At 63.5% G+C, this 26349-nt stretch carries 24 protein-coding genes and 2 pseudogenes; 1 reads left to right on the forward strand and 25 read right to left on the reverse strand.

Annotated features, from left to right (window positions below; translation table 11 throughout):
* Positions 1-14: 14 nt before the first annotated feature.
* The 21 genes and pseudogenes from TZ53_RS07375 to TZ53_RS25630 form a co-directional block, all read right to left on the reverse strand.
* Positions 15-986 carry an NAD(P)H-dependent flavin oxidoreductase gene (locus TZ53_RS07375; RefSeq protein ID WP_044660895.1) on the reverse strand — a complete coding sequence of 324 codons (972 nt, stop codon included), beginning with the start codon at positions 984-986 and terminating at the stop codon, positions 15-17.
* Between the two features lie 113 nt (positions 987-1099).
* Positions 1100-1306, reverse strand: a complete 207-nt coding sequence (locus tag TZ53_RS26010) for a hypothetical protein (protein WP_084694345.1) — start codon at positions 1304-1306, stop codon at positions 1100-1102.
* 17 nt (positions 1307-1323) lie between these two features.
* Complete coding sequence (locus TZ53_RS27500) at positions 1324-1632, reverse strand: glutathione S-transferase N-terminal domain-containing protein (RefSeq protein WP_443216147.1); 309 nt, start codon at positions 1630-1632, stop codon at positions 1324-1326.
* Positions 1566-1727, reverse strand: coding sequence for a hypothetical protein (locus TZ53_RS27505; protein ID WP_235600892.1), 162 nt, complete (start codon positions 1725-1727; stop codon positions 1566-1568). Before TZ53_RS27505 ends, TZ53_RS27500 begins: the two co-directional genes overlap by 67 nt.
* A 90-nt stretch (positions 1728-1817) precedes the next feature.
* The gene (locus tag TZ53_RS25625) at positions 1818-3005 is read right to left on the reverse strand and encodes a CoA transferase (RefSeq protein WP_052628158.1); all 1188 of its coding nucleotides are present in this window, start codon (positions 3003-3005) and stop codon (positions 1818-1820) included.
* A 95-nt stretch (positions 3006-3100) separates the two neighbouring features.
* Complete coding sequence (locus TZ53_RS07390; RefSeq protein ID WP_044660896.1) at positions 3101-3991, reverse strand: SDR family NAD(P)-dependent oxidoreductase; 891 nt, start codon at positions 3989-3991, stop codon at positions 3101-3103.
* Between the two features lie 59 nt (positions 3992-4050).
* Positions 4051-5076: an NADP-dependent oxidoreductase gene (locus TZ53_RS07395; RefSeq protein WP_052628160.1), complete on the reverse strand. Its 1026-nt coding sequence runs from the start codon at positions 5074-5076 to the stop codon at positions 4051-4053.
* The gene (locus TZ53_RS07400) at positions 5073-6236 is read right to left on the reverse strand and encodes an MFS transporter (RefSeq protein ID WP_172668307.1); all 1164 of its coding nucleotides are present in this window, start codon (positions 6234-6236) and stop codon (positions 5073-5075) included. Before TZ53_RS07400 ends, TZ53_RS07395 begins: the two co-directional genes overlap by 4 nt.
* A 23-nt stretch (positions 6237-6259) precedes the next feature.
* Positions 6260-7267 (reverse strand): NADPH:quinone oxidoreductase family protein, encoded by a 1008-nt coding sequence (locus TZ53_RS07405; protein ID WP_044660898.1) that lies wholly within the window; start codon positions 7265-7267, stop codon positions 6260-6262.
* Positions 7267-8439 carry an acetyl-CoA C-acyltransferase gene (locus tag TZ53_RS07410; RefSeq protein WP_044660899.1) on the reverse strand — a complete coding sequence of 391 codons (1173 nt, stop codon included), beginning with the start codon at positions 8437-8439 and terminating at the stop codon, positions 7267-7269. The genes TZ53_RS07405 and TZ53_RS07410 overlap by 1 nt, the downstream gene beginning before the upstream one ends.
* A 29-nt stretch (positions 8440-8468) precedes the next feature.
* Positions 8469-8921 (reverse strand): MaoC family dehydratase, encoded by a 453-nt coding sequence (locus tag TZ53_RS07415; RefSeq protein WP_044660900.1) that lies wholly within the window; start codon positions 8919-8921, stop codon positions 8469-8471.
* Entirely contained in the window at positions 8918-10960 is a 2043-nt protein-coding gene (locus tag TZ53_RS07420; RefSeq protein ID WP_044660901.1) for a 3-hydroxyacyl-CoA dehydrogenase NAD-binding domain-containing protein, read from the reverse strand. Before TZ53_RS07420 ends, TZ53_RS07415 begins: the two co-directional genes overlap by 4 nt.
* Before the next feature lie 10 nt (positions 10961-10970).
* Positions 10971-11743 (reverse strand): annotated as a pseudogene (locus TZ53_RS07425) (SDR family NAD(P)-dependent oxidoreductase).
* 2 nt (positions 11744-11745) lie between these two features.
* Positions 11746-12525, reverse strand: a complete 780-nt coding sequence (locus TZ53_RS07430) for an SDR family NAD(P)-dependent oxidoreductase (RefSeq protein WP_044660902.1) — start codon at positions 12523-12525, stop codon at positions 11746-11748.
* 34 nt (positions 12526-12559) lie between these two features.
* Entirely contained in the window at positions 12560-13342 is a 783-nt protein-coding gene (locus TZ53_RS07435) for an SDR family NAD(P)-dependent oxidoreductase (RefSeq protein WP_044660903.1), read from the reverse strand.
* 15 nt (positions 13343-13357) lie between these two features.
* Positions 13358-14413: a phosphotransferase family protein gene (locus TZ53_RS07440; protein WP_084694347.1), complete on the reverse strand. Its 1056-nt coding sequence runs from the start codon at positions 14411-14413 to the stop codon at positions 13358-13360.
* Positions 14414-14452: 39 nt separating this feature from the next.
* Positions 14453-15734, reverse strand: a pseudogene (locus tag TZ53_RS07445) (acyl-CoA dehydrogenase family protein).
* 38 nt (positions 15735-15772) lie between these two features.
* The gene (locus tag TZ53_RS07450) at positions 15773-17488 is read right to left on the reverse strand and encodes a class I adenylate-forming enzyme family protein (protein WP_044660905.1); all 1716 of its coding nucleotides are present in this window, start codon (positions 17486-17488) and stop codon (positions 15773-15775) included.
* Positions 17481-18458, reverse strand: a complete 978-nt coding sequence (locus tag TZ53_RS07455) for an alpha/beta hydrolase (protein WP_052628162.1) — start codon at positions 18456-18458, stop codon at positions 17481-17483. Before TZ53_RS07455 ends, TZ53_RS07450 begins: the two co-directional genes overlap by 8 nt.
* Positions 18459-18478: 20 nt before the next feature.
* Complete coding sequence (locus TZ53_RS07460; RefSeq protein ID WP_044660906.1) at positions 18479-20710, reverse strand: TonB-dependent receptor; 2232 nt, start codon at positions 20708-20710, stop codon at positions 18479-18481.
* 137 nt (positions 20711-20847) lie between these two features.
* Positions 20848-22125, reverse strand: a complete 1278-nt coding sequence (locus TZ53_RS25630) for a TetR family transcriptional regulator (RefSeq protein ID WP_052628163.1) — start codon at positions 22123-22125, stop codon at positions 20848-20850.
* A 202-nt stretch (positions 22126-22327) separates the two neighbouring features.
* Between TZ53_RS25630 and TZ53_RS07470 the strand changes: the two genes are divergently transcribed.
* Positions 22328-23374, forward strand: a complete 1047-nt coding sequence (locus TZ53_RS07470) for an AraC family transcriptional regulator (protein WP_158230076.1) — start codon at positions 22328-22330, stop codon at positions 23372-23374.
* On the opposite strand, the gene TZ53_RS07475 is transcribed toward TZ53_RS07470, so the two are convergent.
* The 4 genes from TZ53_RS07475 to TZ53_RS07490 all read right to left on the reverse strand — a co-directional run bounded on the left by TZ53_RS07475 (position 23371) and on the right by TZ53_RS07490 (position 26304).
* Positions 23371-23775 (reverse strand): ester cyclase, encoded by a 405-nt coding sequence (locus TZ53_RS07475; protein WP_044660908.1) that lies wholly within the window; start codon positions 23773-23775, stop codon positions 23371-23373. The genes TZ53_RS07470 and TZ53_RS07475 overlap by 4 nt on opposite strands.
* 226 nt (positions 23776-24001) lie before the next feature.
* Positions 24002-24853, reverse strand: coding sequence for an alpha/beta fold hydrolase (locus tag TZ53_RS07480; RefSeq protein ID WP_044660909.1), 852 nt, complete (start codon positions 24851-24853; stop codon positions 24002-24004).
* A gap of 20 nt (positions 24854-24873) precedes the next feature.
* A complete protein-coding gene (locus tag TZ53_RS07485) occupies positions 24874-25473 on the reverse strand; it encodes an HD domain-containing protein (RefSeq protein ID WP_044660910.1) in 600 nt (199 codons plus the stop codon).
* Between the two features lie 33 nt (positions 25474-25506).
* The gene (locus tag TZ53_RS07490) at positions 25507-26304 is read right to left on the reverse strand and encodes a class II aldolase/adducin family protein (protein WP_044660911.1); all 798 of its coding nucleotides are present in this window, start codon (positions 26302-26304) and stop codon (positions 25507-25509) included.
* Between the last annotated feature and the right edge of the window lie 45 nt (positions 26305-26349).

A 26349-nucleotide genomic window follows, 5' to 3' on the forward strand; every position in this document is an offset into this window, starting at 1 on the left:
CGCCCCCGATAGCGTCAGAAGACCGCCGCCAGCCGTTCCGCCACGATCGATTTCGCCTCGTCCACGATACGGTCGATGAGCTGCTTCACCGTCGGGATATCGTCGATCAGCCCTGCGACCATGCCGCAACTCCAGGCTCCCGCATCGACCTCGCCATCGACCATGATGCGGTAATAGACACCCGCCACCTGCTCGGCGATATCCTCGAACCGGATGCTGTGACCCAGCGCCCGTTCCTTCTCGATCACCTGATCCACGGCAGGGTTCCGCAGCACCCGCTCGGTGTTCCTGAGCGGGCGCATGATGAGGCGCGTGTCACGCTCCCCGGCCTGGACGATGGCTTGCTTGACGCGATCGTGCACCGGCGCTTCCTGCGTCGCCACGAAGCGCGTGCCCAGGTTCATCCCTTCAGCGCCCAACGCGAGCACGGCGACGAGCGACTTGCCGTCCGCCATCCCGCCCGACGCGATGAAGGGAACCGAAAGCGCCTTCGCTGCCAGCGGCAACAAAATGAGGCCCGGCACGTCATCCTCACCGGGATGCCCGCCACACTCGAAACCATCGACGCTGACGGCATCGCACCCGATGTCCTGCGCCTTCAGCGCATGGCGGATCGAGGTGCATTTGTGGATGATCTTGACACCCGCCGCCTTGAGCGCGGGCAGATGCTCGATGGGGTTGTTCCCCGCAGTTTCGACGACCGGAATGCCCTTCTCGCAGATCACCTTCACATAGCCCAGGTAGTCGGGCGCGTTCACGACCGGCAGGAAGGTGAGGTTAACGCCGAACGGCTTGTCGGTCATGGCGCGGCACTTGTCGATTTCCGCCGCCAGATCCGCAGGCGTCCGCTGCGTCAATGCGGTCAATATGCCAAGGCCACCAGCCTCCGATACAGCCGCCGCCAGTTCAGCCTTGCCGACAAAATGCATGCCCCCCTGAACGATGGGATATTGGATGCCGAACAACTCAGTGATGCGTGTCTGCATGAGGATTTCCTGAAAACTGGTGAGCGGTGATAATCTAGCCTGCGCCACCCCGCCATGACTCAATCGCGCAATTTTATGGTCGCAATTCGGGCAGAGGCACGCGCCTGGCGGCGTCATTCCACTGCATTCTCCCGCTCGACCGCCATCGCTCGCTGATAGGCTGGGCGGGCTTCGAGCCTGCGGAAATACTCCACCCCGGCCGGAGGGAGATCATCGCCAAGGCCCAGCGCCTCCGCGAACTTGATGGCATAACCCACCGAGATATCGGCTGCGGTAGAACGACCGCCGCACGCATGGTCCCGCCCGTGCATCATGCCCATCGCAGCTTCGAGACGCTTTAGGACCCAGCGCCGATAATCCTCCGCCACTTGGGCATTGGGCGCTCCGACGGCTCCAGCATCGTATATCGAAAATATAGCGTCTGCGGAACGGTGAGCGTCGCCTCCCCCATGTGCAGGAAGTTGGGATAGTCGGCATAGGCAGGGTCGGATGGCGCGACCGACAGCCCGGCTTCAGAATGCGTGTCCGCCAAATATTGCGTGATGGCAGAGGATTCGCTCATCGCCGCCCCATCAACGATTAGGAACGGAAGGTCCCCAGCGGGTTGATCTCCAGATAATCGGGCGCGCGAAACCGGGGCGGGAATGGCAGCATGTGCAACCTGTAGGCTGCGCTCAGCTCTTCCAGCATCCACAGCGCGCGAAACGAACGCGCGCCATCACAATGATAGAGTTGGATCACGGCCTCACCCTTGTTCAAACCAAAGCTTCAACCGCCGCCAGAGCGCCCAGTCGATCCTCGCCATAGCCCAATATCCCGCGCAGCACGCGATCATTGTCCCGGCCATAAGGCGGAGTTCCCCCAGCGGTTGCCCGATCGCGTCTCTAGCCTTAGCGGGAGAAGGCGGCGACCGCCTCCCCGCGAGCCACTCGTCCCGACTTCCACGTCATGCTCGCCCAGCCCGGGGGGGGGGGGGGGGGGACGAGGCCACACAAATCCTTCAGGACAGTCACGGGCAAAAGCCCCCGGCATCTTGCAAGGACCGAAAGGACCAAAGGTCTCGATGAAGTCTCGCGCTGCAAATTGGGCGCTCTCGGCCAGATCGGCCACCGTCAGGATAGGCGCGATGCGGACCCCGCGCTCGATCGCGACGCCGACCAGCTCATCCTTGTGCCGCGTAGCGAGAATGGATTGCACCCAGGCCCGAACCGCATCGAGATCGGCTCCGCTCACCTCCCCGGCTATGATCTTCTCATGAAGCCTGCTCCAGTCCCAGTTGCCGAATAGGGGATGGAACCAGCCCTCGTCGCGCATCCATGTCATCAGCTTGTTGGACGCTGGACCGGCGGCTGGCCCGATGCCCAGGTGCATCTCCGCCAGACCGTCCGACACCGTCCATTTGGACTTGCGCGTGATCGACCCGCTGCCGCTCAAGTCCACGACATGCTCGTCCCCCGCCTTCCTGCGCGGTACGAAATCGGCATGCCCCACCCCTTCGGCGAGCACCGCCCCCAGCGTGCACTGAGGCAGCGTCTGCACGACCGCGAGATCGACATGCTGCCCTCGGTCCGTGCGGGCGCGGTCGGCCAGAGCGATCAGCGCCGCGCTGACGGCGGTCGCGCCCGCATGGATACAGGCTTGCGGGACGCTGATGCGTAAAGGCCGGTCGTCATGGCCGCGCGTCATCCACAGCGGACCACCCGCCGCCCAGAGGGTGATTTCGCTGTCCGGCCAGTCATGCTTGGGGCCTTCCAGCCCGCCCGGATCGAGCCAGGCTGGCGGCCCTTCCGCAGGGGTGCGGGATTCGATCAATATATCGGCCGATTGCAGCAGACGATCCCACAACGCCTTGTCCCCACCGGGATCGGCGACGATGGAGTGCTTGCCCGCCGCATAGGTGGCCCAGAACAAGGACTCCTCGCCTTCGGCCCAGTCGGGTGCGAAGGGCGCGAGCCGCCGGGCGGGGTTCCCCCCTTCGGACTCCACCTGCACCACGTCCGCGCCCATCTGCGCCAGCATATGCCCGGCCAGTAGCCCCCGGTGATCGCACAGATCGAGAACCCTTTAGAGCTTCAGAAACCTCTTCCCATATCCCCTCATGTCCGGCAACGGAATTACCGCACGAGTTCTTGCAGCCCGGCGACTTCCCTGCGGTGCTGCTCCGGTCCCGACGCCGGCACATGCTCGCCCGCCCGGTCGCCGATCCTGTCCATCTGCGACAAAATCGCCGCCGCCATATCCTCTTCCCCGATCAGATAAGCGCCGTTGGTCATCGTGACATGCGCCCGCGCGAAGCGCCCCGCTCCCGCTAGAACGATGGCCCGGCTCGGCGCTTCGCCGGCTGAAAGCGCCACGACTGCGGGAGCGACCATATCGCTGCCCAGCCGGGCAAGGTCGCCACTATCATAGAGGCCGCTGGTCATACCGGTTGCCGCGCTGGGGGCGAGGCAATTGACATGGATGCCGTATCGCTCTCCTTCGATCGCCAGCGTCTGCATCAGGCCGACCAGCGCCATCTTGGCCGCGCTGTAATTCGCCTGCCCGAAATTGCCGTAAAGTCCCGACGAGGATGTGGTGAACACGATCCGGCCATAGCCCTGCTCACGCATCAGGTTCCAGACGGCGTGCGTGCAGTGGACCGATCCCATCAGGTTGACGTCGATCACCGTTCGGAAATCCTCGATGGTCGACTTGGCGAAGGTGCGGTCGCGTAAGATGCCGGCATTGTTGACGAGTATGTCCACCCGTCCCCACTGCGCCACGATTCCGTCGATCATCGCGGTCACGCTTGCAGGATCGGCGACATTGGCCGCACAGGCCGTGGCCTGTCCGCCAGCGGCGATAATCTCCTGCGCGACCGCCTCGGCGTCTTTCTGCGACAGATCGTTCACCGCGACCATGGCGCCGTGCCGCGCCAGCGCAAGGGCATGGGCGCGCCCAAGACCCTGACCCGCGCCGGTCACCAGAGCGACACGCCCGGAAAGCGAAATGAGAGGGGCTGTCATGAAGTCATCCTTTCGATGGCTGGCTCCGCTGCCTGCGGAGGGCGAAGGGGCCGCGCCGGTCAAGGCCGCGCGCCTTCGGTGTTGAGACGAATGAGCGGCTTCCCCGAGAAACCGCCGGTGAAAAGTTCCTCAACCGCTTGGGGGACGCTCTCCAGCCCGTCGCGGATTTCCTGCCACGGACGAACGGTTCCGTTCTCGATCCAGGCGGACATCTGTGCGCGAAACCCGCCCAGCAGGTCCGCGCGATCGGAATAGGGCAGATAGCCCTGGATATGGATCCGCTGCGTTACGATGCGGTTGAGGTGGTGCATCGTGTCGGATGCGCGCTCCTGATTGTAGCTGCCGATCATCCCGCTGATCGCGAACCGCGCATTCGGGTTCGCGCTGGCGAGCGCCGCGTCGAGATGCTCGCCCCCCACATTGTCGAGATAGATGTCGATACCCTGGAGCGCTACCGCAGCCAGCTTTTCCTCCAGCGAGCCTGGAGTTTTATAATCGATCACGGCATCCGCGCCGATCTCTTTCAACCGCTCGCCCTTGGCGCTGCCGCCGGCGGAACCGATGACCGTGAGGCCGATGGCCTTGCCGATCTGCACCGCCGTGCTGCCGACCGCGCCCGCCGCAGCCGACACGAACAGCGTCTCTCCGGCCTTGGCTTTCGCTATTTCAAAGAGCCCGTAATAGGCGACGAAGCCGGTGGACCCCATTGCGTTGAGATAATGTTCGGGCGCGCCGGACGAAGGCAATTTTTCAAAGGCGGTCGCCGGTCCCTGCCCGTAATCGCGCATCCCGAACTGGTGCATGGCCCGGTCGCCGGGTTTGAAATCAGCGGATCGCGACTCGATCACTTCGCCGACCGCCCAGCCCGGAATGGGCTCGCCCAGCCCATAGGGCGCCAGATAGCCGCGCGTCTCCGCCGACATCCGCACCCGCATGGCCGGCCCGACCGTCAGCCAGACGTTCCGCACGCGCACCTCGCCCTCGGCGAGCGGCGCATCGTCAAAGTCGCGCAACGCGAAAAGGTCGCGGCTGGGCAGGCCCTGGGCGCGCTTGACGAGCGTCCATGCCCGGTATGTGCTTGTCATAACGAAGAAGTCTCCAGAGCTTTGGGGGCCGACCGCGATCCGCGCTCGGCATGTAGGGTCAGGGCAGCGGCAATGCCGAAGCAGACAACCGAGCCGTAAAAGGGCAGATCGGCCGATGACAGCAGCAGGCCGGCGGCGATGATCGGCCCCGTGGCGAGGCCGGCAAACTGCATCGTGACCCACAGGACCGACAGGCGGCCGCTGGGATCGATCGTGGCGACCAGCCCGGCGCAATAGGGCAAGATCAGCACCCAGCAGAACATGAAGATGAAGGCCGCCGCCGCGAAGATCGTCTGTCCCCTGTCAAATATGAAGATCAGCACAGCGACGCACAGGCCCGCCGCGCCAGCCGATATGGGCAGCCGCCGCCCCGCTTTATCGCCGATACCGGATACAATCAGGCTCGCGACGATCCCGCCTATGGTCGCGAGCGACAGGGCGCTGGCGACCGCTTCGCCCGACATATTGCGATCCAGCCCCAGCACGCCCACTAGCGGCCAGGTGAGACCGACGCCGACCAGCAGAATGAACGTTCCCAGCAGCACCGCCGGGCCATACCCCCGGCTGGACCTTGTGCCCGCCGTCCCCTGGGGCTGCAGCGTGACCGGTTCCGAGGGCAACCACCGGAGCAGCAGGATCGCCAGCACCGCCAGCGCGACGACGGACAGGAACAGCCATTCCGGGTGCCCTGCCGCGCTGAAGCGGCTCAGCAGGCCGAGCATGATGGTGGTCATCGTCAGGTTCGCCGTCAGATAGATGGCGAAGATACGGTCCGGTATCGGCGTGGCTGCAATGCTGGCCGACAGCATTCCCTGAAGCGCGCCCGCCGCCAGACCCGCGACGAACCGGGCGCCAATGAGTAACAGGAATGTCGAAGCGAATGCCGAAACCAGATTGGCGAGAACGATCAGAACCAGCCCGACGAACGCCGCCTTGCGCCGGTCGAGGCGGCTCAGCCATGCCGCGATGATAAGGGTGGTCGCGGTCGTGCCGCCCATTTCCGATGCGTTGATGAGCGCGATCTGGCTGTCCGTCAGGCCGAGTTTCGTGGACATGCCGGCGAGCAGGCCCGGCATCGCCACGATGATGGCGGCGCTCGCCAGACCCGTGAGGACGATGGACGCGACCGGCAAAAGCCCGACCGATGGGGGCGTAGACATGCCAATGGTCGCTTCGCCGTTCATCACGCGCCGATCGTCACGATGACTTTGCCGACCGCTGACCGGCTTGCCAGACGGGCGATGGCCTCGCCGCCCCGTTCGAGAGGGAAAATCTGGTCGATCTTGGGCGTGATGCGCTCTGCCGTCCACCAGTCGATCAGTTGCAGGATGTTGCGCCGGTTATGGTCCGGCGCGCGCTTGGCGAAGCCGCCCCAGAAGATGCCGCGAACATCGCAGGATTTGAGCAGCGGCAGATTTAGCGGGATCTTGGGTATCCCGGCCGGGAAGCCGACGACCAGATAGCGCCCTTCCCACGCGATGCAGCGAAGCGCAGGTTCGGCATAGTCGCCACCCACAGGATCATAGATGACATGGGCGCCCTCCGGCCCCACCCGTTCCTTGAACGCCAGCCCGAGGGCGCGCGCCTGATCCTTGTCGAAGGGCGCCCGGCCATAGACCATGACGTCGTCGGCCCCGGCGGCAAGAACCACCTGCGCCTTTTCCTCGCTGGACACGGCGGCCACGACGCGCGCGCCCATGACCTTGCCGATCTCGATCGCCGCCAGCCCGACGCCGCCCGCAGCACCCAGCACCAGCAGCGTCTCGCCAGCGGCCAGGTCGCCGCGATCAGCGAGCGCATGGATTGTGGTGGCATAGGTGAGCAACAGCCCCGCAGCCGCGACGGGATCCTGTCCTTCGGGAATCTTGAACGCATCGGCCGCGTCGAACACAGCATATTCGGCCAGCCCGCCGCTCGATTGCGCCAGCGTCGCGATCAGGCTGTCGCCCGGCTCCCAGCCCGTCACGCCGTCGCCCACCGCGTCGACGATGCCCGAAACCTCGACACCCGGCGCGAAGGGCCGTTGCGGCTTGAACTGATATTTGTCCTCAATTACCAGAACGTCGGGATAGTTGATGCCGCAGGCCAGCACGCGCACGCGCAACTGGCCCGGCCCCGGATCAGGAATAGGGACATCCGACAGGACCAGCGATTCCGGCCCGCCCGGATCGACGGAGAGCAGGGCTTTCATCACAGAACCTCGAACAGGCCGGCAGCGCCCATGCCGCCCCCGACGCACATCGTCACCACGACATAGCGCGCGCCGCGCCGGCGTCCTTCGATCAGGGCGTGCGCGACCAGACGCGCGCCCGACATGCCGTAAGGATGGCCGATGGAGATCGCCCCGCCGTTCACATTGAGCCGGTCTTCCGGAATGCCCAGCTTGTCCTGACAGTAGATGACCTGCACGGCGAAGGCTTCGTTGAGTTCCCAAAGGCCGATGTCGTCTATGGTGAGGCCGAAGCGCTGGAGCAGCTTGGGAATGGCGAACACGGGGCCGATGCCCATCTCGTCCGGCTCGGTGCCCGCCACCGCCATGCCGACATAGCGGCCCAGCGGGTGCAAGCCGCGCTCGGCGGCGAGGCCCGCGTCCATGACGACCACAGCCGCCGCGCCGTCGGACAACTGGCTTGCATTGCCCGCGGTGACGGTGCCGCCGTCCACCACTGTCCTGAGCGCAGCCAGCCCTTCGGCGGTGGTTTCGGGACGGGCACCCTCATCCCTGGTCAGCGTGACGAGCTGCGACGACACCGCGCCGGTGGCCTTGTCGCGCACCGTCATGGTCGCCTCGACAGGCACGATCTCGTCGTCGAACGCGCCATTCTGCTGCGCGGCGGCCGTGCGCTGCTGCGACCGCAGCGCGTAGGCGTCCTGCCGCTCGCGCCCGATGCCATAGCGACGCGCGACGGTTTCGGCGGTTTGCAGCATGGGCATGAACATGTCGGGCACTATCGCCACCAGTTCGGGGTCCTCGTCGATCCTGAGTTCCTCGGTCTGCACCAGAGAAATGGATTCGACGCCGCCCGCGACGATGACCTTCATCCGGTCGACCATGATCTGCTTGGCTGCGGTGGCGATCGTCATCAGGCCCGAAGCGCATTGCCGATCGAGCGACATGCCCGCTACCGTGACCGGCAGTCCGGCGCGCATCGCCGCCGTCCGCCCGATTGTGGACTGATAGCCCTGCTGCAACGATGCGCCCAGCAGCACATCGTCGACTTCGGCCGGATCGATGCCGGCGCGGGCCACCGCCGCCCGGATCGCGTGCGCGGCGAGAGTCGGCGACGGCGTCGCATTGAAAGCACCGCGATAGGCGCGCCCAATGGGGGTCCGCGCGGCTGACACGATAACGGCGTCCTGCATGTTCAATCTCCTAGGCAGACCCTGAAGGGTCATACAAAAAACTGGGTTACCCACGTCGCGACGACGGCGGGCTTTTCCTGCCCTTCGACTTCCACGCAGATGTCCTGCGTCTGCTCGAAATGGCCGGGGTTCTTCTCTTTCACGTTCCTAAGCGTCGAAACCGAGCGGATGCGGCTGCCTACCTTCACCGGCGACACGAAGCGCACACGGTCAAAGCCGTAGTTCACGCCCACCTTCATATCCGGCAGCCGCGCCGCGGTGGTCTTCTCCTCAAGGTAGGAAAGCAGCGACAGCACCAGAAAGCCGTGCGCGATTGTGCCGCCGAAGCGGGTCTCGCGCGCCCGCTCCGGATCGACATGGATATGCTGCCAATCCATCGTCGCATCGGCGAACCGGTCGATCATCGCCTGATCGACCGTCAACCAATCCGAATGGTGTGTGACCCCCTTGTCGGCCTGCAAACGCGCCAGCATGTCGCTCATCCGGCCCTGGCCTCGTCAAGCGACCGGCCATCGCGCGCCGCCTTAACCAGAAGGGGAGACAGCGAAAAGTCATCGCCGAGCCGATCGGCATAGCGCTCCAGATCTGCGACGATCTTGGCGAAGCCGACCTGCTCCGCCCAGAACATCGGTCCGCCCGTATGGCGCGGCCAGCCATAGCCGTAGATCCAGACGACATCGATGTCCGACGCACGCTGCGCGATCCCTTCGCTCAGGATCTTGGCCCCTTCATTGACCATGACGTGCATGGTTCGGACCATGATTTCCTCGTCGGAAATGGCACGCGGCGTCACCCCAGCCTTCGCGCGGTAATCGTCGATGATTCCGGTCGCGACCGGGGAGGGAAGAGGGTGGCGCTTTTCGTCATAATCGTAGAAACCGCCGCCCGCCTTCTGGCCCCAGCGGCCCACGGCGTTGAGCGCGTCGCGCAAGCTTTCGATGCGGGTGGGATCGCGGTGCCAGCCGATGTCGACGCCGGCGAGGTCGATCATCTGCAACGGCCCCATCGGCATGCCGAAGGCGACCGAGACGCGGTCGATCTGGTCGGGCGTCGCGCCCTCCAGCAGCATCTCCATCGCGCCCTCCAGCCGGGGGTCCAGCATCCGGTTGCCAATGAAGCCGAAGCAGACGCCCGACACGACCGGCACTTTGCCGATCTTGCGCGCGGTCGCCATGCCCGTCGCCAGCACATCCGGCGCGGTCTTGTCGCCGCGCACCACCTCGACCAGCTTCATGATGTTAGCGGGCGAGAAGAAGTGCAGGCCGACCACGTCTTCCGGCCGCTTCGTCGCCTGCGCGATTTCATCGACTGAAAGGTAGGATGTGTTGGAGGCGAGGATCGCGCCCGGCTTGGCGATGCTGTCCAGCCGCGCGAAAATTTCCTTCTTCACGTCCATATTTTCGTAAACGGCCTCGATGATGAGGTCGCAGTCCGCCAAGGCGTTGAAATCCAGCGTCGGCGTGAGCAGCCCCAGCGCGCCTTCGACCTGCGCGCTGGTCATCCGTCCCTTGGCGGCGGTGGCCTCATAATTTTTCCGCATCAGGCCGGTGCCGCGTTCGAGCGCTTCCTGCGCCATCTCGACGATGGTGACCGGAATCCCGGCGGACAGGAAATTCATCGAAATGCCGCCGCCCATGGTGCCCGCGCCGATCACGCCGACCTTTTCGATGGACCGCAGCGCGACATCCTTGGGCAGGCCATCGATCTTGGCGGCGGCGCGCTCAGCGAAGAAGGCATGGCGCAATGCCTTCGACTGCGCGCCGTCCATGAGCGTGTGGAAAAGGCTGCGTTCCTTTTCCTGTCCCTCGGCCAGCGGCAGGGCGGTTGCTGCCCGGACCGCCTCGATGCAGGCTTCGGGCGCATCAAGCCCCTGGATCTTGCGCGCATTCTGCTCCGCGAACCGGTCGAACTCATCCCCCTCGAAGGAAACGGCGCGCGCGCCCGTCGGACGCGGCGCGTTGAGCGTGACGGCGTAGGCGATAGCGTCTTCAACCAGGCTCGCTTCCGGCACGATCTTGTCCACCAGACCGATGTCCAGCGCCTTCGCGCCCGAAATCGGACTGCCCGACACGATCATGTCGAGCGCGGCGGGAATGCCGACAAGGCGGGGCAGCCGCTGGGTGCCGCCGGCGCCGGGCAACAGGCCCAGCGCGACCTCGGGCAGCCCGAGCTTCGCGCTCGCGGTGGCGACGCGATAATGCGCGCCCAGCGCAACCTCCAGCCCGCCGCCGAGCGCGGAACCATGGATAGCGGCCACGACCGGCTTGGCGCTGGCTTCGATGGCGTCGATCACCACCGCAAGGCCCGGCTCGGCGAGCGGCTTGCCGAATTCGGTGATGTCCGCGCCCGCGCTGAACATCCGCCCCGCCCCGTGGATCACGATGGAGGACACGCCCTCATCGCTCTGCGCGGCGTCTATCGCCTGATAGATGCCGCGCCGCACATCTTCAGACAGGGCGTTGACGGGTGGATTGCCGATCCGGATTGTAAGGACGGTGCCGTGGCGTTGCGTTTCGATCATCTTATCTCTCTCAAAAAATGGTCTCGCCTAATGCGCTGGGCCGGGCGAAGGGGTGAGAAGTCGAAAGTCCTGCATCGACGACGAGGGCATGCCCGTTGACGTAGCTGGCCTCGTCTGATGCAAGGAAAGCGATGGCCTGCGCGATTTCGGCAGGACGTCCCCCGCGCCGCAGCGGGTTGAGCTTGCCGATGGCGCCTTGTCGTAGAGGTCTCTAGTCATGCCGCTTTCGATGAGGCCAGGGCAGACCGCGTTGACGCGGATGCCCGATCCGGCAAGCTGCTGCGCCGCGATCTGGACGAGGTTCACGACACCCGCCTTCGACGCCGAATAGGCCGGGCCGCCCGCCCCTGCGCGCAGTGCCGCGACCGAGGCGGTGCAGACGATGGCGCCGGTCCTGCCGCCATCCAGCATGGTCCTCGCGCCATGCCGGACAGCCAGAAACGGACCGATCAGGTTGATGCGCAGCACCTGTTCCCAGCTTTCGACGCTCTGATCGAAAAGCCCCGCTTCGCCCCCCGTCACGCCCGCATTCGCGCAGACGATGTCGACGCCGCCGAAACGGCTCGTCGCCAGCGCGAACATCGCCAGCACATCCTCCTCCCGGCCCGCGTCGCCCTGCATGGTGATGATGGCGTCATTTCCGGCGAAGCTCTCCGCCAGTGTCGGGCTGGTATCGAACGCGATTACCTGCGCGCCCTCTTGAGCGAACAGGCGCGTGGTCGCCGCCCCTATGCCAGAGGCTGCGCCGGTGATCGCCACAACCTTATCCGTGAAGCGCGCCATTCTTACGCCACCGGAGCGATAGTCATGCCGCCGTCCACGACGATGGCTTGCCCGGTCACATAGGAAGAGGCATCGGACGCCAGGAACAGGGCCGCTCCCGCCATTTCTCCCGGCTCGCCGATACGCCGCAGCGGGATCTGCTGGCTGAACGCCTTCTCCTTGGCGGGATCTTCCCACAGCGCCTTGGCGAAATCGGTGCGCGTCACGCCGGGCGAGATGGCGTTGACCCGCACCTTGTGGGGTCCGAATTCGACGGCCAGATTGCGGACCATGGCGAGGTCAGCGGCTTTCGACAGATGATAGGTGCCGATCGTGTCCGAACCGATATAGGCGCCGATCGACGAAACGATGACGATCGATCCCGATTTGCGCTCGATCATGGACGGCGCGACCAGTTGCGCCAGCCAGTGGTTCGACAGGATGTTGTTTTCCAGGATCTTGCGGAACTGGTCGTCGTTGATGCCCAGCGTTGGCCCATAATAGGGGTTGGACGCCGCGTTGCAGACCAGAATGTCGATCGGGCCAAGCCGGTCCTGAGTGGTCTTAACCAATGCTTCCAACGCCGACTTGTTGGAAATGCTGGCTTCGATGGCCGTCGCGCGCGCCTCGCCATGACGCGCGCTGATGGCAGCGGCGACCTCATCGCAGGACGCCTGTTTGCGGCTGGAAATGACGACGCGGGCGCCCGCGTCAGCCAGCGCCTCCGCGATGGCGCGGCCGATGCCGCGCGACGATCCGGTCACGATGGCGGTCTTGCCGGAGAGGTCGAACAGGTTGCTCATGCTTCGTTCCTGACTGTGTTGGAAGCCGATCGCATCACAGCCTTGCCGGGCCGATCGCCATGCCACCGTCGATGAGCAGCGACTGCCCTGTCATGAAGGCGCTCGCTTCGGCTGCCAGATAGACCGCCGCGCCCGCCATCTCGCCCGGCACGCCGATGCGGCAGAGCGGCGTGCGCTTCGTGACCTGCTCGACCCCGGCCGGGTCTTCCCAGAGCCGCTTTGCGAAATCCGTCTTCGTGATGCCGGGCGAGATGGCGTTGACCCTGATGCTGTGCTTGCCCAGTTCCACGGCTAGGTTGCGAACCATCTGAAGGTCGGCGGCCTTGGACACATGATAGGTGCCGATCATACCGGAACCCAGATATGCGCCGAGCGATGCGACGATGATGATCGAACCGGCCTGCCGCTCGATCATGCCGGGCGCGACGAGCTGGACGAGCCACTGGTTGGACAGGATGTTGCCGTTGATGATCTTGTGGAATTCCTCGTCCGGAATTTCGAGCGTTGGCCCATAATGGGAGCTGACCGCCGCGTTGCAGACCAGAACGTCCACCGGCCCCAGCCGCCTTTCCGTTTCCGCGACCAGCGCCCGCAGATCGTCCTTTACCGAAATGTCCGCCGCGATCGCGTTGGCGCGCGTTTCGCCCATTTGCGCGTTTATCGCGGCGGCGGCCTCCTCGCACGCATCGAGATTGCGGCTGGATATGACCACCTGGGCCCCGGCGTCCGCCAGCGCCTCCGCGATAGCGCGGCCGATGCCACGCGACGACCCGGTAACGATGGCGACCTTGCCGCTGAGGTCAAAGAGCTTGTTCATATTTCTATCCAGTCTTCATGGTTCGAGGGCGCCGGCCAGCCGGGCCTGTTCCCAGCCGAGCCGCGCCATCGGCACGAGCTTGGCCGCGGCCTTTTCCGCCTCAAGGCTTGAAGCGGTGCCGTCGATGATGCGTTTGCGGATGCCTTGCACGATCCCGACGATGCGGAAGAGGTTGAAGGCGAAATACCAGTGCGGATTGGCGATGCGCGGCCGTCCGCTCATTTCGCAGTAGAGGTCGGTAATCTCGTCCAGCGAGGGAATGCCCGCCGCCTCCAGATCGAGGTTGCCGAGAGCAGCCAGACCATCCGCAGGCATCAGCCAGTGCGCCGCGAAATAGCTGAAATCCGCCATCGGATCGCCGATCGTGCTCAATTCCCAGTCGATCACCGCCAGCACCTTCGGCTGGGAAGGATCGAAGATCAGGTTGTCCAGCCGATAGTCGCCATGAATGATCGTCGATGCCGACTGCTCAGGCACGGTCCGGCCCAGCCACTCCATCAGCTTTTCGACTTCCGGCACGTCCTCGGTCTGCGAGTCGCGATATTGACGGCTCCAGCGCGCGACCTGCCGCCCGAAGTAATTGCCGGGGCGGCCATAATCCGAGAGGCCGACCTTCGCCGGATCGAACCGGTGCAGCCGCGCCAGCGTTTCCACCATCTCGACATAGATCGCCCGGCGCCCCGTCGGCGTTTCGTCGGGCAGCGCGCCGTCCCACAGCGTCCGCCCCTTGATCCGCTCCATAACGTAAAAGGCCGATCCAATCACCGCGTCATCCTCGCACAGGGCGATAGGACGCGGCACGGGAAAACCTTCCGGATAGAGCGCGCTCAGCAGCCGATATTCGCGATCGACGGCGTGGGCGGACGCCAGCAATGCGCCCGCAGGCTTGCGGCGCAGCACAAAATGCCGCGTCGCCGTGTCGAGCGCGAAGGTCGGGTTCGACTGGCCGCCCGCGAACTTGTCCAGGCTGATCGGCGCTTCGAAATCGGGGACATGCGTCTCCATCCACGCCGTCAATCTGCCGACGTCGAAGCCATTATCGACAACCGCAGCCTCAGCCATCGCGGTCATCCCAACTGCTCCGGGCGAAGAAAGGTGAAAGCCCCGGCATCAGCGCGTCGCTCCGACATCGCCGCTCGACAGGGTGTCACCCACCACATCCTGATATTTCTTGAACTCCGCTCTTGCGATGGCGCGCGCATGCACCTCGTCGGGCCCATCCGCCAGCCGCAGCGTGCGGGTATTGGCCCAGTCGAAAGCGAGGTCGAAATCGTCGCACACGCCCGCGCCGCCATGCGCCTGAATGGCGTCATCGAGGATCTGGCACGCCATCATCGGGGCCTGAACCTTCAGCATCGCGATCTCAACTTGCGCGCTCTTGTTGCCGGCCTGATCCATCATGTCCGCCGCCTTGAGGCAGAGCAGCCGCGTCATTTCGATGTCGATGCGCGCGCGCGATGCGCTGCTCCCACACCGACTGGCTCGCGATCGGCTTGCCGAAAGCCTGCCGCGACAACAGGCGGCTCGCCATCGCTTCCAGCGCGTTCTCGGCGACGCCGATGGTGCGCATGCAGTGGTGGATGCGTCCCGGCCCGAGCCGTCCCTGCGCGATCTCGAAACCGCGCCCCTCGCCCAGCAGCATGTTGCTCGCCGGAACGCGCACATTGTCCAGGACCACTTCGCCATGCCCGTGCGGCGCATGGTCATAGCCATAGACGTTCAGCATGCGCTTGATCGTCACGCCCGGCGCCTCCATCGGCACCAGGATCATGCTCTGCTGGCGATATTTGTCGGCGTCGGGATCGGTCTTGCCCATGACCACCGCCACCTTGCAGCGCGGATCGCCGGTGCCGGTCGACCACCATTTGCGGCCGTTGATGACATATTCGTCGCCCTCGCGACGGATCGACGTCTGGATATTGGTGGCGTCCGAGCTGGCGACATCGGGTTCGGTCATCAGGAAGGCGGACCGAATCTCGCCATTCATCAGCGGGCGCAGCCATTGTTCCTTCTGCTCCAGCGTGCCGTAGCGATGAAACACTTCCATATTGCCGGTGTCGGGCGCGGAGCAGTTGAAGATTTCCGAACCCCAGAACACCCGGCCCATCTCTTCGGCGCAGAGGGCATATTCGAGGTTGGTGAGTTGCTCGCCCTCGAACACGAAGCTGTTGTCGACATGCTCCTGGCCCGAATGCGGCGGCATGAAGAGGTTCCACAAGCCTTGCTCGCGCGCCAGCGGCTTCAATTCCTCGATGACCTGAATCACCTTCCAACGCGGTTCGGCTGCCACTTCGGCTTCGTAATCGGCCAGGCGCGGCTTGACGTTTGTCTGGATGAACGCGCGCACGCGGTCGCGAAAGGAAGTCTGGCGGGGGGTAAGGGCGAAATCCATCGTCTATTCCTCAGATAAAATCATGTCACGCTAGGATGTCAGTCCTGCATCGCGTCGGAGAGAAGCAGCGCCCGCACGTCATTTTTCATGACCTTGCCATTGGCGTTGCGCGGCAGAGGTTCGTGGTGAAAGCGGATCACCACCGGGATTTTGAACGCCGCCAGCCGCTCGCGCAGCCAGAGCTTCAGCTCGTCTTCGCTGATCGAATGGCCCTCGGCAATCAGGCACATCGCGCCGGGTTCCTCGCCCAACCTGTCATGCGGCAGGGCTACCACCGCCGCGTCCGTCACGGCGGGATGGCTGAACAGCGCGTTTTCGACCTCGACGGCATAGATATTCTCACCGCCGCGGATGATGACATCCTTGCTGCGGCCGACGATGGTGCAAAAGCCTTCCTCGTCCAGTCGGGCCAAATCGCCCGTCCGCAGCCAGCCATCGCCGAAGGTTGCTTGGGTCGCTTGCGGATTCTGCCAATATCCCATCACGATCTGCGGCCCTTGAACGCATAATTCGCCAATCTCGCCGACCGGGAGCGGTTCGCCCGCTTCGTTGACGACCCGCAGGTCGTCGACCGGCAGCGGCGGTCCGCAACTGTCGGGCCGGTTCATATAGTCTTCCGCGCTGTGTCCGGTGATCGTGCCCGACGTTTCCGTCATGCCCCAGCCATTATAGGGCACGGCCGACAATTCCCGTTCGATCAGGAAGGGCAGGTCCGGCGCGGCCGGCGCGCCGCCATAAGGCACATAATTGAGCGAACTGAGATCGAACCGGTTTCTCTCCGGGGAATCGATCAACTGCCACGCGATGGTCGGGACGCCGCCTGCCGACGTGATCCGTTCCCGCTCGATCAGCCCCATCGCCTCGACCGCGTTCCACTTGTGCATCAGCACGACCTTGCCGCCGCAAGCGAAGGCGGACATCAGCAGCGCGGCGCAGCCAGTCACATGGAATAGCGGGATGGTCATCAAAGTGACCGATGGCGTGAGGTCGCTGATCGGCTCGCCGCGGCGCAACGCGCCGCGCTGGCCGATGAAATCCATCGCCACCAGACCCGAAAGCATGTTCCTGTGCGTGCCCAGCGCGCCCTTGGGACGACCAGTAGTGCCGCTGGTATAGAAGATCGTCAGCGGATCGTCGGGTTTCATCGTGACGTCCGGCAGCGGCAGGTCGGGCAACCGGCCATAGTCCACGACCGCCCCAATGATGGATTCGAGCAAAACCACGCCGGGACGCGATGACCGCGAAACGATGATTTTCAAGCGATCGGCGGATATCGGACTGCCGCTCATGACGCGCTCGAACCGCTCGCCATCGCAGAAAAGGACAGTGGAGCCGGACTGCTCCAACGCATAGGCGAGTTCCTCGCCCGTCCACCATGCATTGAGCGGCACGGCGATGGCCCCGCACACCGTCGCCGCAAACAGCGCCACCGGCCATTCGGGCAGGTTCCGCATAGCGATCGCAACACGATCCCCCTGCTTCACACCCTCGCGGACGAGATGGTCCGCCAGTGTCGCAACCGCCCGGAACCAGCCCTCATAAGTGACGCGCTCGTCGTTAAGGACCAGAAACTCACGCGCGCCATGCGTCGCCCGCACTTGCTTCGCCAGTTCGGCGACATTGGCGGGCAGGCTCACCCATGTCCGCAACTCGCGGCCGTTGATGACTTCCTTGCGGATTTCAAAGCGCGAGCCCGGAACGCAGAGCTGCCCTTCTGCTTCCTTGAGCGACATGGCCGGCCAGGATTTAGTCATTGTGCGCTCCCACTCTTGCAAGTTTATCGACCGGGGCCGCCTCGACACCTGCCAGAAACGCCGCAATTTCATCCACCGCGCGCGCCGCTTCCGGCAGTTCCTGCGGGAAGAGATGGAAGGCATGCGGCAAATGCGGCCAGATACTCAGATGTACCGTCACCCCCAGCCGCCAGAGCGCGGCAGCGAAGGCGACATCCTGATCGCGCAGATATTCGTCGGACGACGCCTGGATGATCGTCGGCGGAAATCGCTCAAGGACGTCCGAAGCGGCTGCGGCCGGCGAAACGAGGGGATTGTCCACTGTCGTGACGCCCTGAAGATACAGTTCAGCGATCTTGGTCTGCGTTGTCGGCTCGCATGTCGGGTCGTCGGAACCCGGCGGCATCTTGTCGGGCGGCCGGAAATCGACCACGCCTGACAATAGGGCCAGTGCATCGGGCAGCCGGGCGTTGCGCGACACAAGGTCGATCACGAGCGCGGCGGAGAGGTTGCCCCCCGCGCTATCGCCCATCAAAGCGAGGTAGGCGGCCTCCAGCGGCCCGGCCGGTCCGTTGGCAGATGCGTAGGCATAAGCGCGCCCGGCATCCTCAAGACCCGCCGGAAACGGATGTTCAGGAGCCAGACGGTAGTTCGGCGCGAACACCGCGCGCCCGGTCCTTCGCGCGATGAGATCAATCAGATGGCGGTGCGTGTCCACCGACCCGGCGAACCAGCCGCCGCCATGGATATAGACGATGTGGTGGCCCGGCTCCGCCTGCGGGGGCATGAACCATTCGCCCGAACAGGTGCCGAGATCGACCAGCACCGTAGAGCACCCGAATTCGCGCTCCGCACCTGTCAGGCAATAATTGTCCATGACGTAGCGCATCGCGACTTCGAGATCGTCCATCTCATCCGAGCGCGCGATCAGGCCCGCTATATGGTCTTTGACTCTTCGGGCCTGCGCCACGCTCAGATGTTCGGTCGGCATCGCTTTGCTGTCGTTTCTTTCTAGAAATGATATCCGAACGACGCGCCGATCTGGCGTGGCGGCTGATATTGGCTGAGCGCGAGCGATCCGATCAGCGCCGACACGACGATCACATTCGACTTCACCTGTTCATTGGTGACATTCTTGGCAAACAGGCTCGCCGTGATCCGCTTGTCGTCGCTCTCATAGTTGAGCGACAGGTTGAGCTTCCCCACCGCAGCCTGCGAGGAAACCGGGATGTTGAACTCGCTGAAATATAACCGCGACTTCCAGTCGTAGCGCGCGCCCAACGTGACCTTCCCCGATGAGATCGGCATCTCATAATAGCCGCCGGCGCTGACGCTGTATCGGGGCGCCTGCGGCAGGGTGTTGCCGTCGAGGTCGAACCGCCGTGTCCCGTCCGGATCGACCGTCCCCAGATTGGGGCGCGCCGGATCGCCGGTGTGGAAACGGTCGAAGGTCGCGTGGAGATAGGCGCCCGACACCTCGAACCGCAGCGCCTCGACTGGACGTATGACGGTTTCCGCCTCGATGCCGTAGATGGTCGCCTTTGCGGCGTTCACCACTTGCGTGGACGCGCCGTTGATCTGGTTCACCTGAAGATTGTCATACTTCATGTGGAACGCGGCGATATTGGCCTGCAATCCCCGGTCGAAGAACCAGCCTTTCAAGCCCGCCTCAAGGTTGGTGTTCTTTTCCGGATCGAAGGCGGGAGCCAGACCGCCGGCCGAAAAGCCGCCGCCCTTATACCCGGTGGCATATTTCAGATAGGCGTCGAGCGTATTGCTAAACGCATATGAAGCGCCGACTTCATAGGTGAGCTGACTGGAAGACGTGCTCTGCCGCGGCAGTATGCCAACATAGCTGTTATAATCGTCCAGATCGACCTTCTTGTCGTGCGTGTATCGCACGCCGGCGAAGATTTTCGCCTCGGGCGTCAGCGCATATTGGGCATGGCCGAAAAAGGCATAGGAGGTCGTGTTGATCTTCGCGCCCAGATCGACCGGCATCGGCAGCAGGCTGATCGGAACCGAAATATCCTGCTTCAGCTTCTCGTGGAAATAATTGGTGCCGACGATGTAAGTGAATGGCTTGGACGCATCGGACGAGTAAAGCAGTTCCCCATAATATTGGTGGGTCTTATTGTTGAAGTCGGAATAGGTGTGCAGCGCGTCGGTGCCATCGCCGTCCTGGATGTTGTGGATCTTGGTATCCGCATAGGAACCGACCGCCTTGAGGTCGCCGCCCCCCAGCGCCCAGTTCAGCGTCAGGTTGACATTCTTGCCTTCGATCCGGCGCACAGCTTCGTTGTTATTGACTTCGCGCTTGCGGACGCTCCCCACCGACTGCCCCACCAGGATCGCTGGCAGGGGCTGGGTTGGATCAGGCGTGCCTTCGAGGAAGGTCGCCGGGCCATCGGAATGATCGCGCTGGTACTCGACCAGCAGCCGGGCGTTGAAGCTATCGGACGGCTCCCACTTGATCTGGCCGCGAACCGATTGATTGTTCGCGTCGTCCAGCCGGCTAGGCGAGTTGGTGGTGACCAGATTGTTCGAGTAGCCGGGCGCGTAGGTCTGCTGGGTCGCCAGATTCTTCGTATAGCCGCGATTATATGTCTGCTGGGCGGAAAGACGGGCAGTCAGGGTGCCCGACGCATTGAGCGGCCCGCTGACATAGCCTGCCGTGTTGATCCGGCCGGGATCGATGCCCGCCGTGACGTCGAAGCCATAATACACGTCCCGCGTCGGCTCGTTGGGGATGATGTTGACGGCGCCACCGGTGGCATTGCGGCCGAACAGCGTGCCTTGCGGGCCACGCAGAACCTCCACCCGCGCCACGTCGAGGAAGGTCGACAATGTCAGCAGCGGCTGCGCCATGTAGACGCCGTCCACCTGGATGGACACGCCCGAGTCGGAGCCCGCATTGATCGACGACCCGTTGCCGATGCCACGGATCGCGACGTTGGCCGAATTATAGCTGTTGCCGATCTGAATGTTCGGATTAGGTCCGACGAGATCGGTGAGCGCCACGGTCTGGGCGGCGCGCAGCTTGTCGCCGGAATAGGCAGACACCGCGATGGGCGTTTTCAGGATCGTCTCGCTGCGGCGGGATGCAGTAACCACAATATCCTCTATCTGGCCCAAGCCGGACGATTGAGCGCCCTGCGCGGGCGCATCGGACGTCTGCGCCAAGGCCGCCGGAACGACTGCAGCCCCGCAAAGCAGCGCAAGCACGTAATGGCCTTTCATCATGATAACCCCTCCATCAATTTTGTCTTTTTGTGCCGATTCGCGTTGTATCGATTTCGGCTGGGGGGAGAATGATGGTTGATCGCACCCGCGATGTCTCAATTTACCGCAAGGCGGAAATCGCATTTAGGGCAATCGGCTTACAACCAGAAGCGGCCGGAGGAGATCATCGCCAGATCATGGGCGAATTCCCGGCGCACATGCGCAAGATCCTCCGTCCGCGATCCGCTCGCCACCAGCCGGATCATCTTTCCGGTGAACAGGGCCTGGGACAGCAGCGGATCGAGCGGGCGCAGCGACGACGAGATCGGCGTCAAGAGACGCCGCCAGGCGCTGTGCTGATCCGCGATGTCGGCCCAGATCGCGGATTGCAGCGACGGCTGACGGCTCGCTTCGAGCCAGACCCGGTAGATTGCGAGACTTTCCAGCGCATACTCCGTCGCTTCGCGAAAGAAAATGACGCTCGTTCGATCGATCAGCCTTTCCAGGCTTTCTTCCCCACGCTCCATCGACGCGACGATGCGATAGCGATCCTTCGCATTTTCAAACAGGCGATGCTGGGCGGTTTCGATCAGGCTGGCGGTCGTAGGAAAGTGGTAAAAAGCCGCAGACGGGGAAAGCCCCGCCTTGCTCGCCATTGCTTTCAGCCCGATCGCCGTCTGGCCCTTGGAAACCAGTTCGTCCAGCGTCGCCCGCAATATCGCTTCGCGCGTCACCGCCGACTTGCCGCTCTGTCGGGCGGGTTTGGCGGGGACAACCTTCTGCCCATGGCCCCACCGGTCGAGAGGGTCTTCGCCGCCATCGAACACCGCCTTCAAATCCTCTTCGGTCGGGCGGAGAACCAGCACGAAAAGGAGAAGCCCGACCGTTATGTCACCATAAGATCGCGCGGCAAGATCGCTGTCGCCATCCCCGGAGGCGGCTGCCCATTCGCTCCAGACCTGGGTCGCAGCGGCGAACCAGCGGCGGGCCAGCGCGAGGGATTCGGGGTGGCGCGGCGCGTCCAGCATGATTTCGGTCCAGCACGCCCCACGCACGCGCTGCTCCCCGGCAACCTTGGCAAGAAAGGCGATAAGCCAGGATCGCGGGCATCCCGCCCCTCCCCGCTCGCTCGACCCGGCGGCATCATCGCTGGGAAGAAGCAGCGTGTCATGGTCCAGCATTTCCTGGGATGCGGCGGCCAATATGTCATACTTGCTGGCGAAATGGTAGGTCGTCGATGCAAGCGAAACGCCTGCGGTGCGGGCGATTTCCCGGTGAGTCATGCCCGCGATTCCGCGCTCCGCCAGCACCAGGATCGCCCCTTCGATGATCCGTTTGCGGGTTTCGAAGGACCGCGCCTGCGCCGGCGCGCGCTTCGGCTCACGCGCCCCGACTGGCTTGTCCGGCAGGGTCGAAAGGCGACGGGCGACGGCCAATGCGGAACTATCCTCTCCAAAGCCACAGGCGGCAGGCATTGCCTGGAACCATTTTTTGTCCTATAGTACAAATTATGTCAAGGACTGGCCTCGCAACGACGGGCCGACATGAGAGAGGCTGGATATGAAAGCGAACCTCTGCCGAGTTCAGGAATCAAGCGGCTATCCATCGATGTTCGGCTCCCAGGCATGGCCCAGCGCGATGCCTGATAACCGGTCCATTCTGTTCTCCACCGCAGCGCGCAATTTCGGCGCCGAACAGCTTTCCAGACATTATGTCGAAACATTTTTCGGGCCGGAACGGGCGCGCGCGCTGATGGTGGGAGCCGGACTGTGCGACGCTGCGGGCCAGTTGCCGGCGAGCATCTCCCGCGTCGATTTCTGGAATCTGTGCGTAGATGGCGTCTATAAATATGACGACGAGGGCCATGGCTGCACCCCCCGCCCCTTGCCGAAGGGCAGCTGGACGGTGATCTTCACCGCAGTGAACCATATGGACTCGGTCGGGGAAGGTCTGAAGCGCTTCTGCGAGTTCGTTCAGGTCATACCCTCTGGCATGACAGTGTCGGTCGGCTATGGCTCCGACGGGATCAACATCACCTATGCCATGAACGACCTGTCCGAGCGCGGGGAAATCTATGCCGAGCTGATCGCGATCGTGTTTCACTGCGTCCTGGTCTGGGGCACGGGGCAATGGATCGAGCCGGTCCGCACGCGGCTGTCGAGCCTGCTGGCCGATCGCGACGAGTCGCTACTGACCGGCCTCGCGACCAGTTGCTGGCGGCACGGGACGGGCGTTTCCATGGTCTATCCCAAGGAGATACTCGACATGCCGCTCGGAGTGCGTCGCTACAAGAGCTTCTCCTTCCACGAATCCTCCGTCTTCATGGAAATCGCACAGCGCTCACCGCGCTCGATTCATTCGGACGCATCCAACTCGATTGTTGAGGAATTGCGGGTGCTGATGCAGGATGAAATCCCCAGCCAGCGGGTCGCAGCGCGCAAGCTCGGGATGAGCGCGGCGACCTTGCAGCGCCGGCTCACGCAGGAAGGGACGAGCTTTCGCGAACTCTCACGGGAGGTCCGGATGCGGAAACTCTGCACCCTGCTCGCGACCGACGCCAATCTGGACGATATCGCTTTCGATCTTGGCTTTTCGGATCGCCGCAGCCTATGGCGCGCCTGCTTCGACTGGCTCGGCATGTCGCCTACGGCCTACCGCCTCCAACGCCGCCTGTGCGATAGCTAACGCCTCACCTCGGCTTCAACTGCTGTCTTATCGATGACCGAGAAAACTTCTGCGATCTTCCCAGCTCGCAAAGTGTAAAAAGCATGTTCGTGGAATACGACGCGCCGTCCGTTGACTGGAACGCCAAGAAACTCTTGCACAGGCGTGCAGTCGAAACGAAGCCGTGAGGCGATATGACTGGCATTCGCCACAACGATGTCGGCGTTGAAATGAAGGTCCGGGATGTCTCGGACATTCTCTTCAAGCAGGGCTCGGTAGCCATAGACCCCGAGTGGGCGCTCATTGTGGACCACATCGGTAGCCACGAATTCGCCAAGCTCGTTCCAGGCACGGGCATTAAGGCATGCAATATATTGCTTATACATGCTGACTGCCGCTGTTTCTTGTGACGATCCATTCATTTTTAGACGCTCCTGTCTTCAATCCCGTCTACGGATCACGCGTATGGCGGCGGAAGGCGACCCCCATCACTTCCTCCGCTTACACTATTTTGCCACCGCCTTGGGGTTGATCCGCAGTGCTCGGCCCAGCGTCGCGAGCAAAGCCTGGGGCTGCGTCCTTCCATTCCGACGAAGGGACCGCACCATCAAACCGTGGGGTCAAACATCCGAGGAACGGGCGCCCCCGTCAAGCGAGACCGTCAGCGCCCTGCCTTATATGGGCTAGGAGCAAGTTCGACACGGTGTCGGGGCATTGATCGACGATGAAATGTCCCGCCCCCTCGACGATCTCGAATCGGAACGGACCGGTCACATAGTCCGCCGTCAGTTCCGCCGCATAGCGCCCGACCGTCGCATCTTGCGTGCCCCAGACATAGAGGGTGGGCAGGTTGATGGCCGGCGTCTGCGCGCCCGTGAAGCCGCTCGCACGATACCAGTTGATCGCGCCTTCCACCCCACCCGGCTCAGCGAGCTTGGCGATGTGAACGGCTGCGATCTCCGGCGGCACATATTGGGTTTCCAACGCTTCCCGGAGGGGTCGAAGTCCGTCCACCCGCATCCGGTCATAGGCGTCCGCGTCCTTCAGAAAGCGGTGGTGACGCGAACGCTCCGGCTGTTCGGGGTCTTCCGTCAACGCCCGCGCAAACGCCGCCGGATGCGGCCGCGACAAGATGCTCAGCGTGCGGATCCGCTCCGGATGAGCCGCAGCGAGCAACCAAGCGATCTGCCCGCCCCAATCATGCCCCACCAGATGGAAGTCCGCGACGCCAACCGCGTCCATCAGATCAACGGCGTCCTGGACGATGAACTCCACCTGATAGGCATCTTCCTCCGCCGGACGCGCGCCCGTCGAATAGCCACGCTGATCGGGCGCGATGACGCGAAAGCCCGCAGCCGACAGCGCCTCGACCTGAGGATGCCACATATAGCGCGACTCCGGGAAGCCATGCAGCAGCAGAACGGCCTGACCATGGTCATGACCCACGATATCGACGGTGAATTCAAGGCCGTTCAGGCTCACGCAGCACGTTTCGATCATGTCTGTCTGCTATGGCCTGATTATTCTGCAGTCGGGCTTTTGTAGAAGGAATAGCGCATCGTCGAAAACAGCCGGTGAACCATCGGCTCGAACGCTTCGAGCGGCATGCTTTCATAATTGCCGTCGAACGCGGACTGATCGTAGAGGTGACAGAAATCCGCCGTATATTCAAAATGCGGATGCCCCCTGAACTTCTCCCGCATATGCTGGTCTTCGCCGATATGATGGAAGAAATAATAGCCTTGGAAGATGGCGTGCTTTTCCACCATCCAGTGGTTCTTTTCCGAGACATAGGGCTTCAGGATCGCCGCGGCGAGATCGGCATGATTGCCCGAACCCAGCGTGTCGCCGATGTCGTGAAGCAAAGCACAGACGACATATTCCTCGTCCATCCCCGCCCGATAGGCGCGCGTGGCGCACTGGACGCTATGTTCCAGCCGATCGACCGGGTAACCGCCGAAGTCACCGTCCAGCAGCTTCAGATGCGTCAATATCCGGTTCGACAGTCCCGCATGGAAGGGCTTGTAATGGCTATCGATGATCGCCCAGTCCTCCTTGGTAGAATCCGCCATTTGCGTGAAATGGGTGGTGGGGCCTTCGATTTCCTTGGTGTCGGACATGGTCGGACTTTCTTGCATGAGCATCGATATTAGTCAGGCGTCGAAGCCCGGCAGTTGGCGGTGCAGGCGGCGCAGGCAGCCCGGCCAGATCAGTTCATAGGCGGACTGGCCGCCCTCCAGCCGCAGCGGACCGCGCGCCGCCATCTGGCGGGCGACGGTATGCTGCGCTTCTTCCGGCGCGATCAAGACACCCTCGCGCCCGGCTGTCAGCGCCATGACCTGAATCTTGCAGGCCCGCTCCAATATGAACATGGTCCGCCAGCAATCGCCCGCATCCAGCCCGACCGCCAGCGTCCCGTGATTGCGGAGCAGCATCGCCGCATTGTTGCCGAGGTCGGCGACCAGCCGCTCGCGCTCATCCAGATCGAGCGCGATGCCTTCATAATCGTGATAGGCAAGCTCGGGCAGGATCGCCAGCGCGGTCTGGCTGAGCGGCAGCAGCCCCTCCTTCTGCGCCGACACGGCGATGCCCTGCTCGGTGTGCAGGTGCATCACGAACTTCACATCCTCCCGCGCGCCATGGATCGCGGAATGGATGGTGAAACCCGCCGCATTGACCTTGTAGGGGGTGTCCTGAACGACATTGCCGTCCATATCTATCTTCACCAGCGACGACGCGGTCATTTCCTCGAAGAAGATGCCGTAGGGATTGATGAGGAAATGCTCCTCCGGCCCCGGCACGCGCGCGGAGATATGGGTGTAGACCATATCGTCCCAGCCATTCAGGGCGACGAGGCGGTAGAGTGCGGCGAGATCGACACGCATCTTCCACTCCGCCTCGCTGACCTGACTTCTCAATGAAGGTGTCGGCGCCCAGGAACCGTCAGCCATTTCAATCTCCTTTAGCTATTCCATCGAAGGGCGAGCCAGCGACAT

This window comes from Sphingobium sp. YBL2 (genome assembly GCF_000943805.1).
In the GTDB taxonomy this organism is placed as follows: Bacteria; Pseudomonadota; Alphaproteobacteria; order Sphingomonadales; family Sphingomonadaceae; genus Sphingobium; species Sphingobium fuliginis.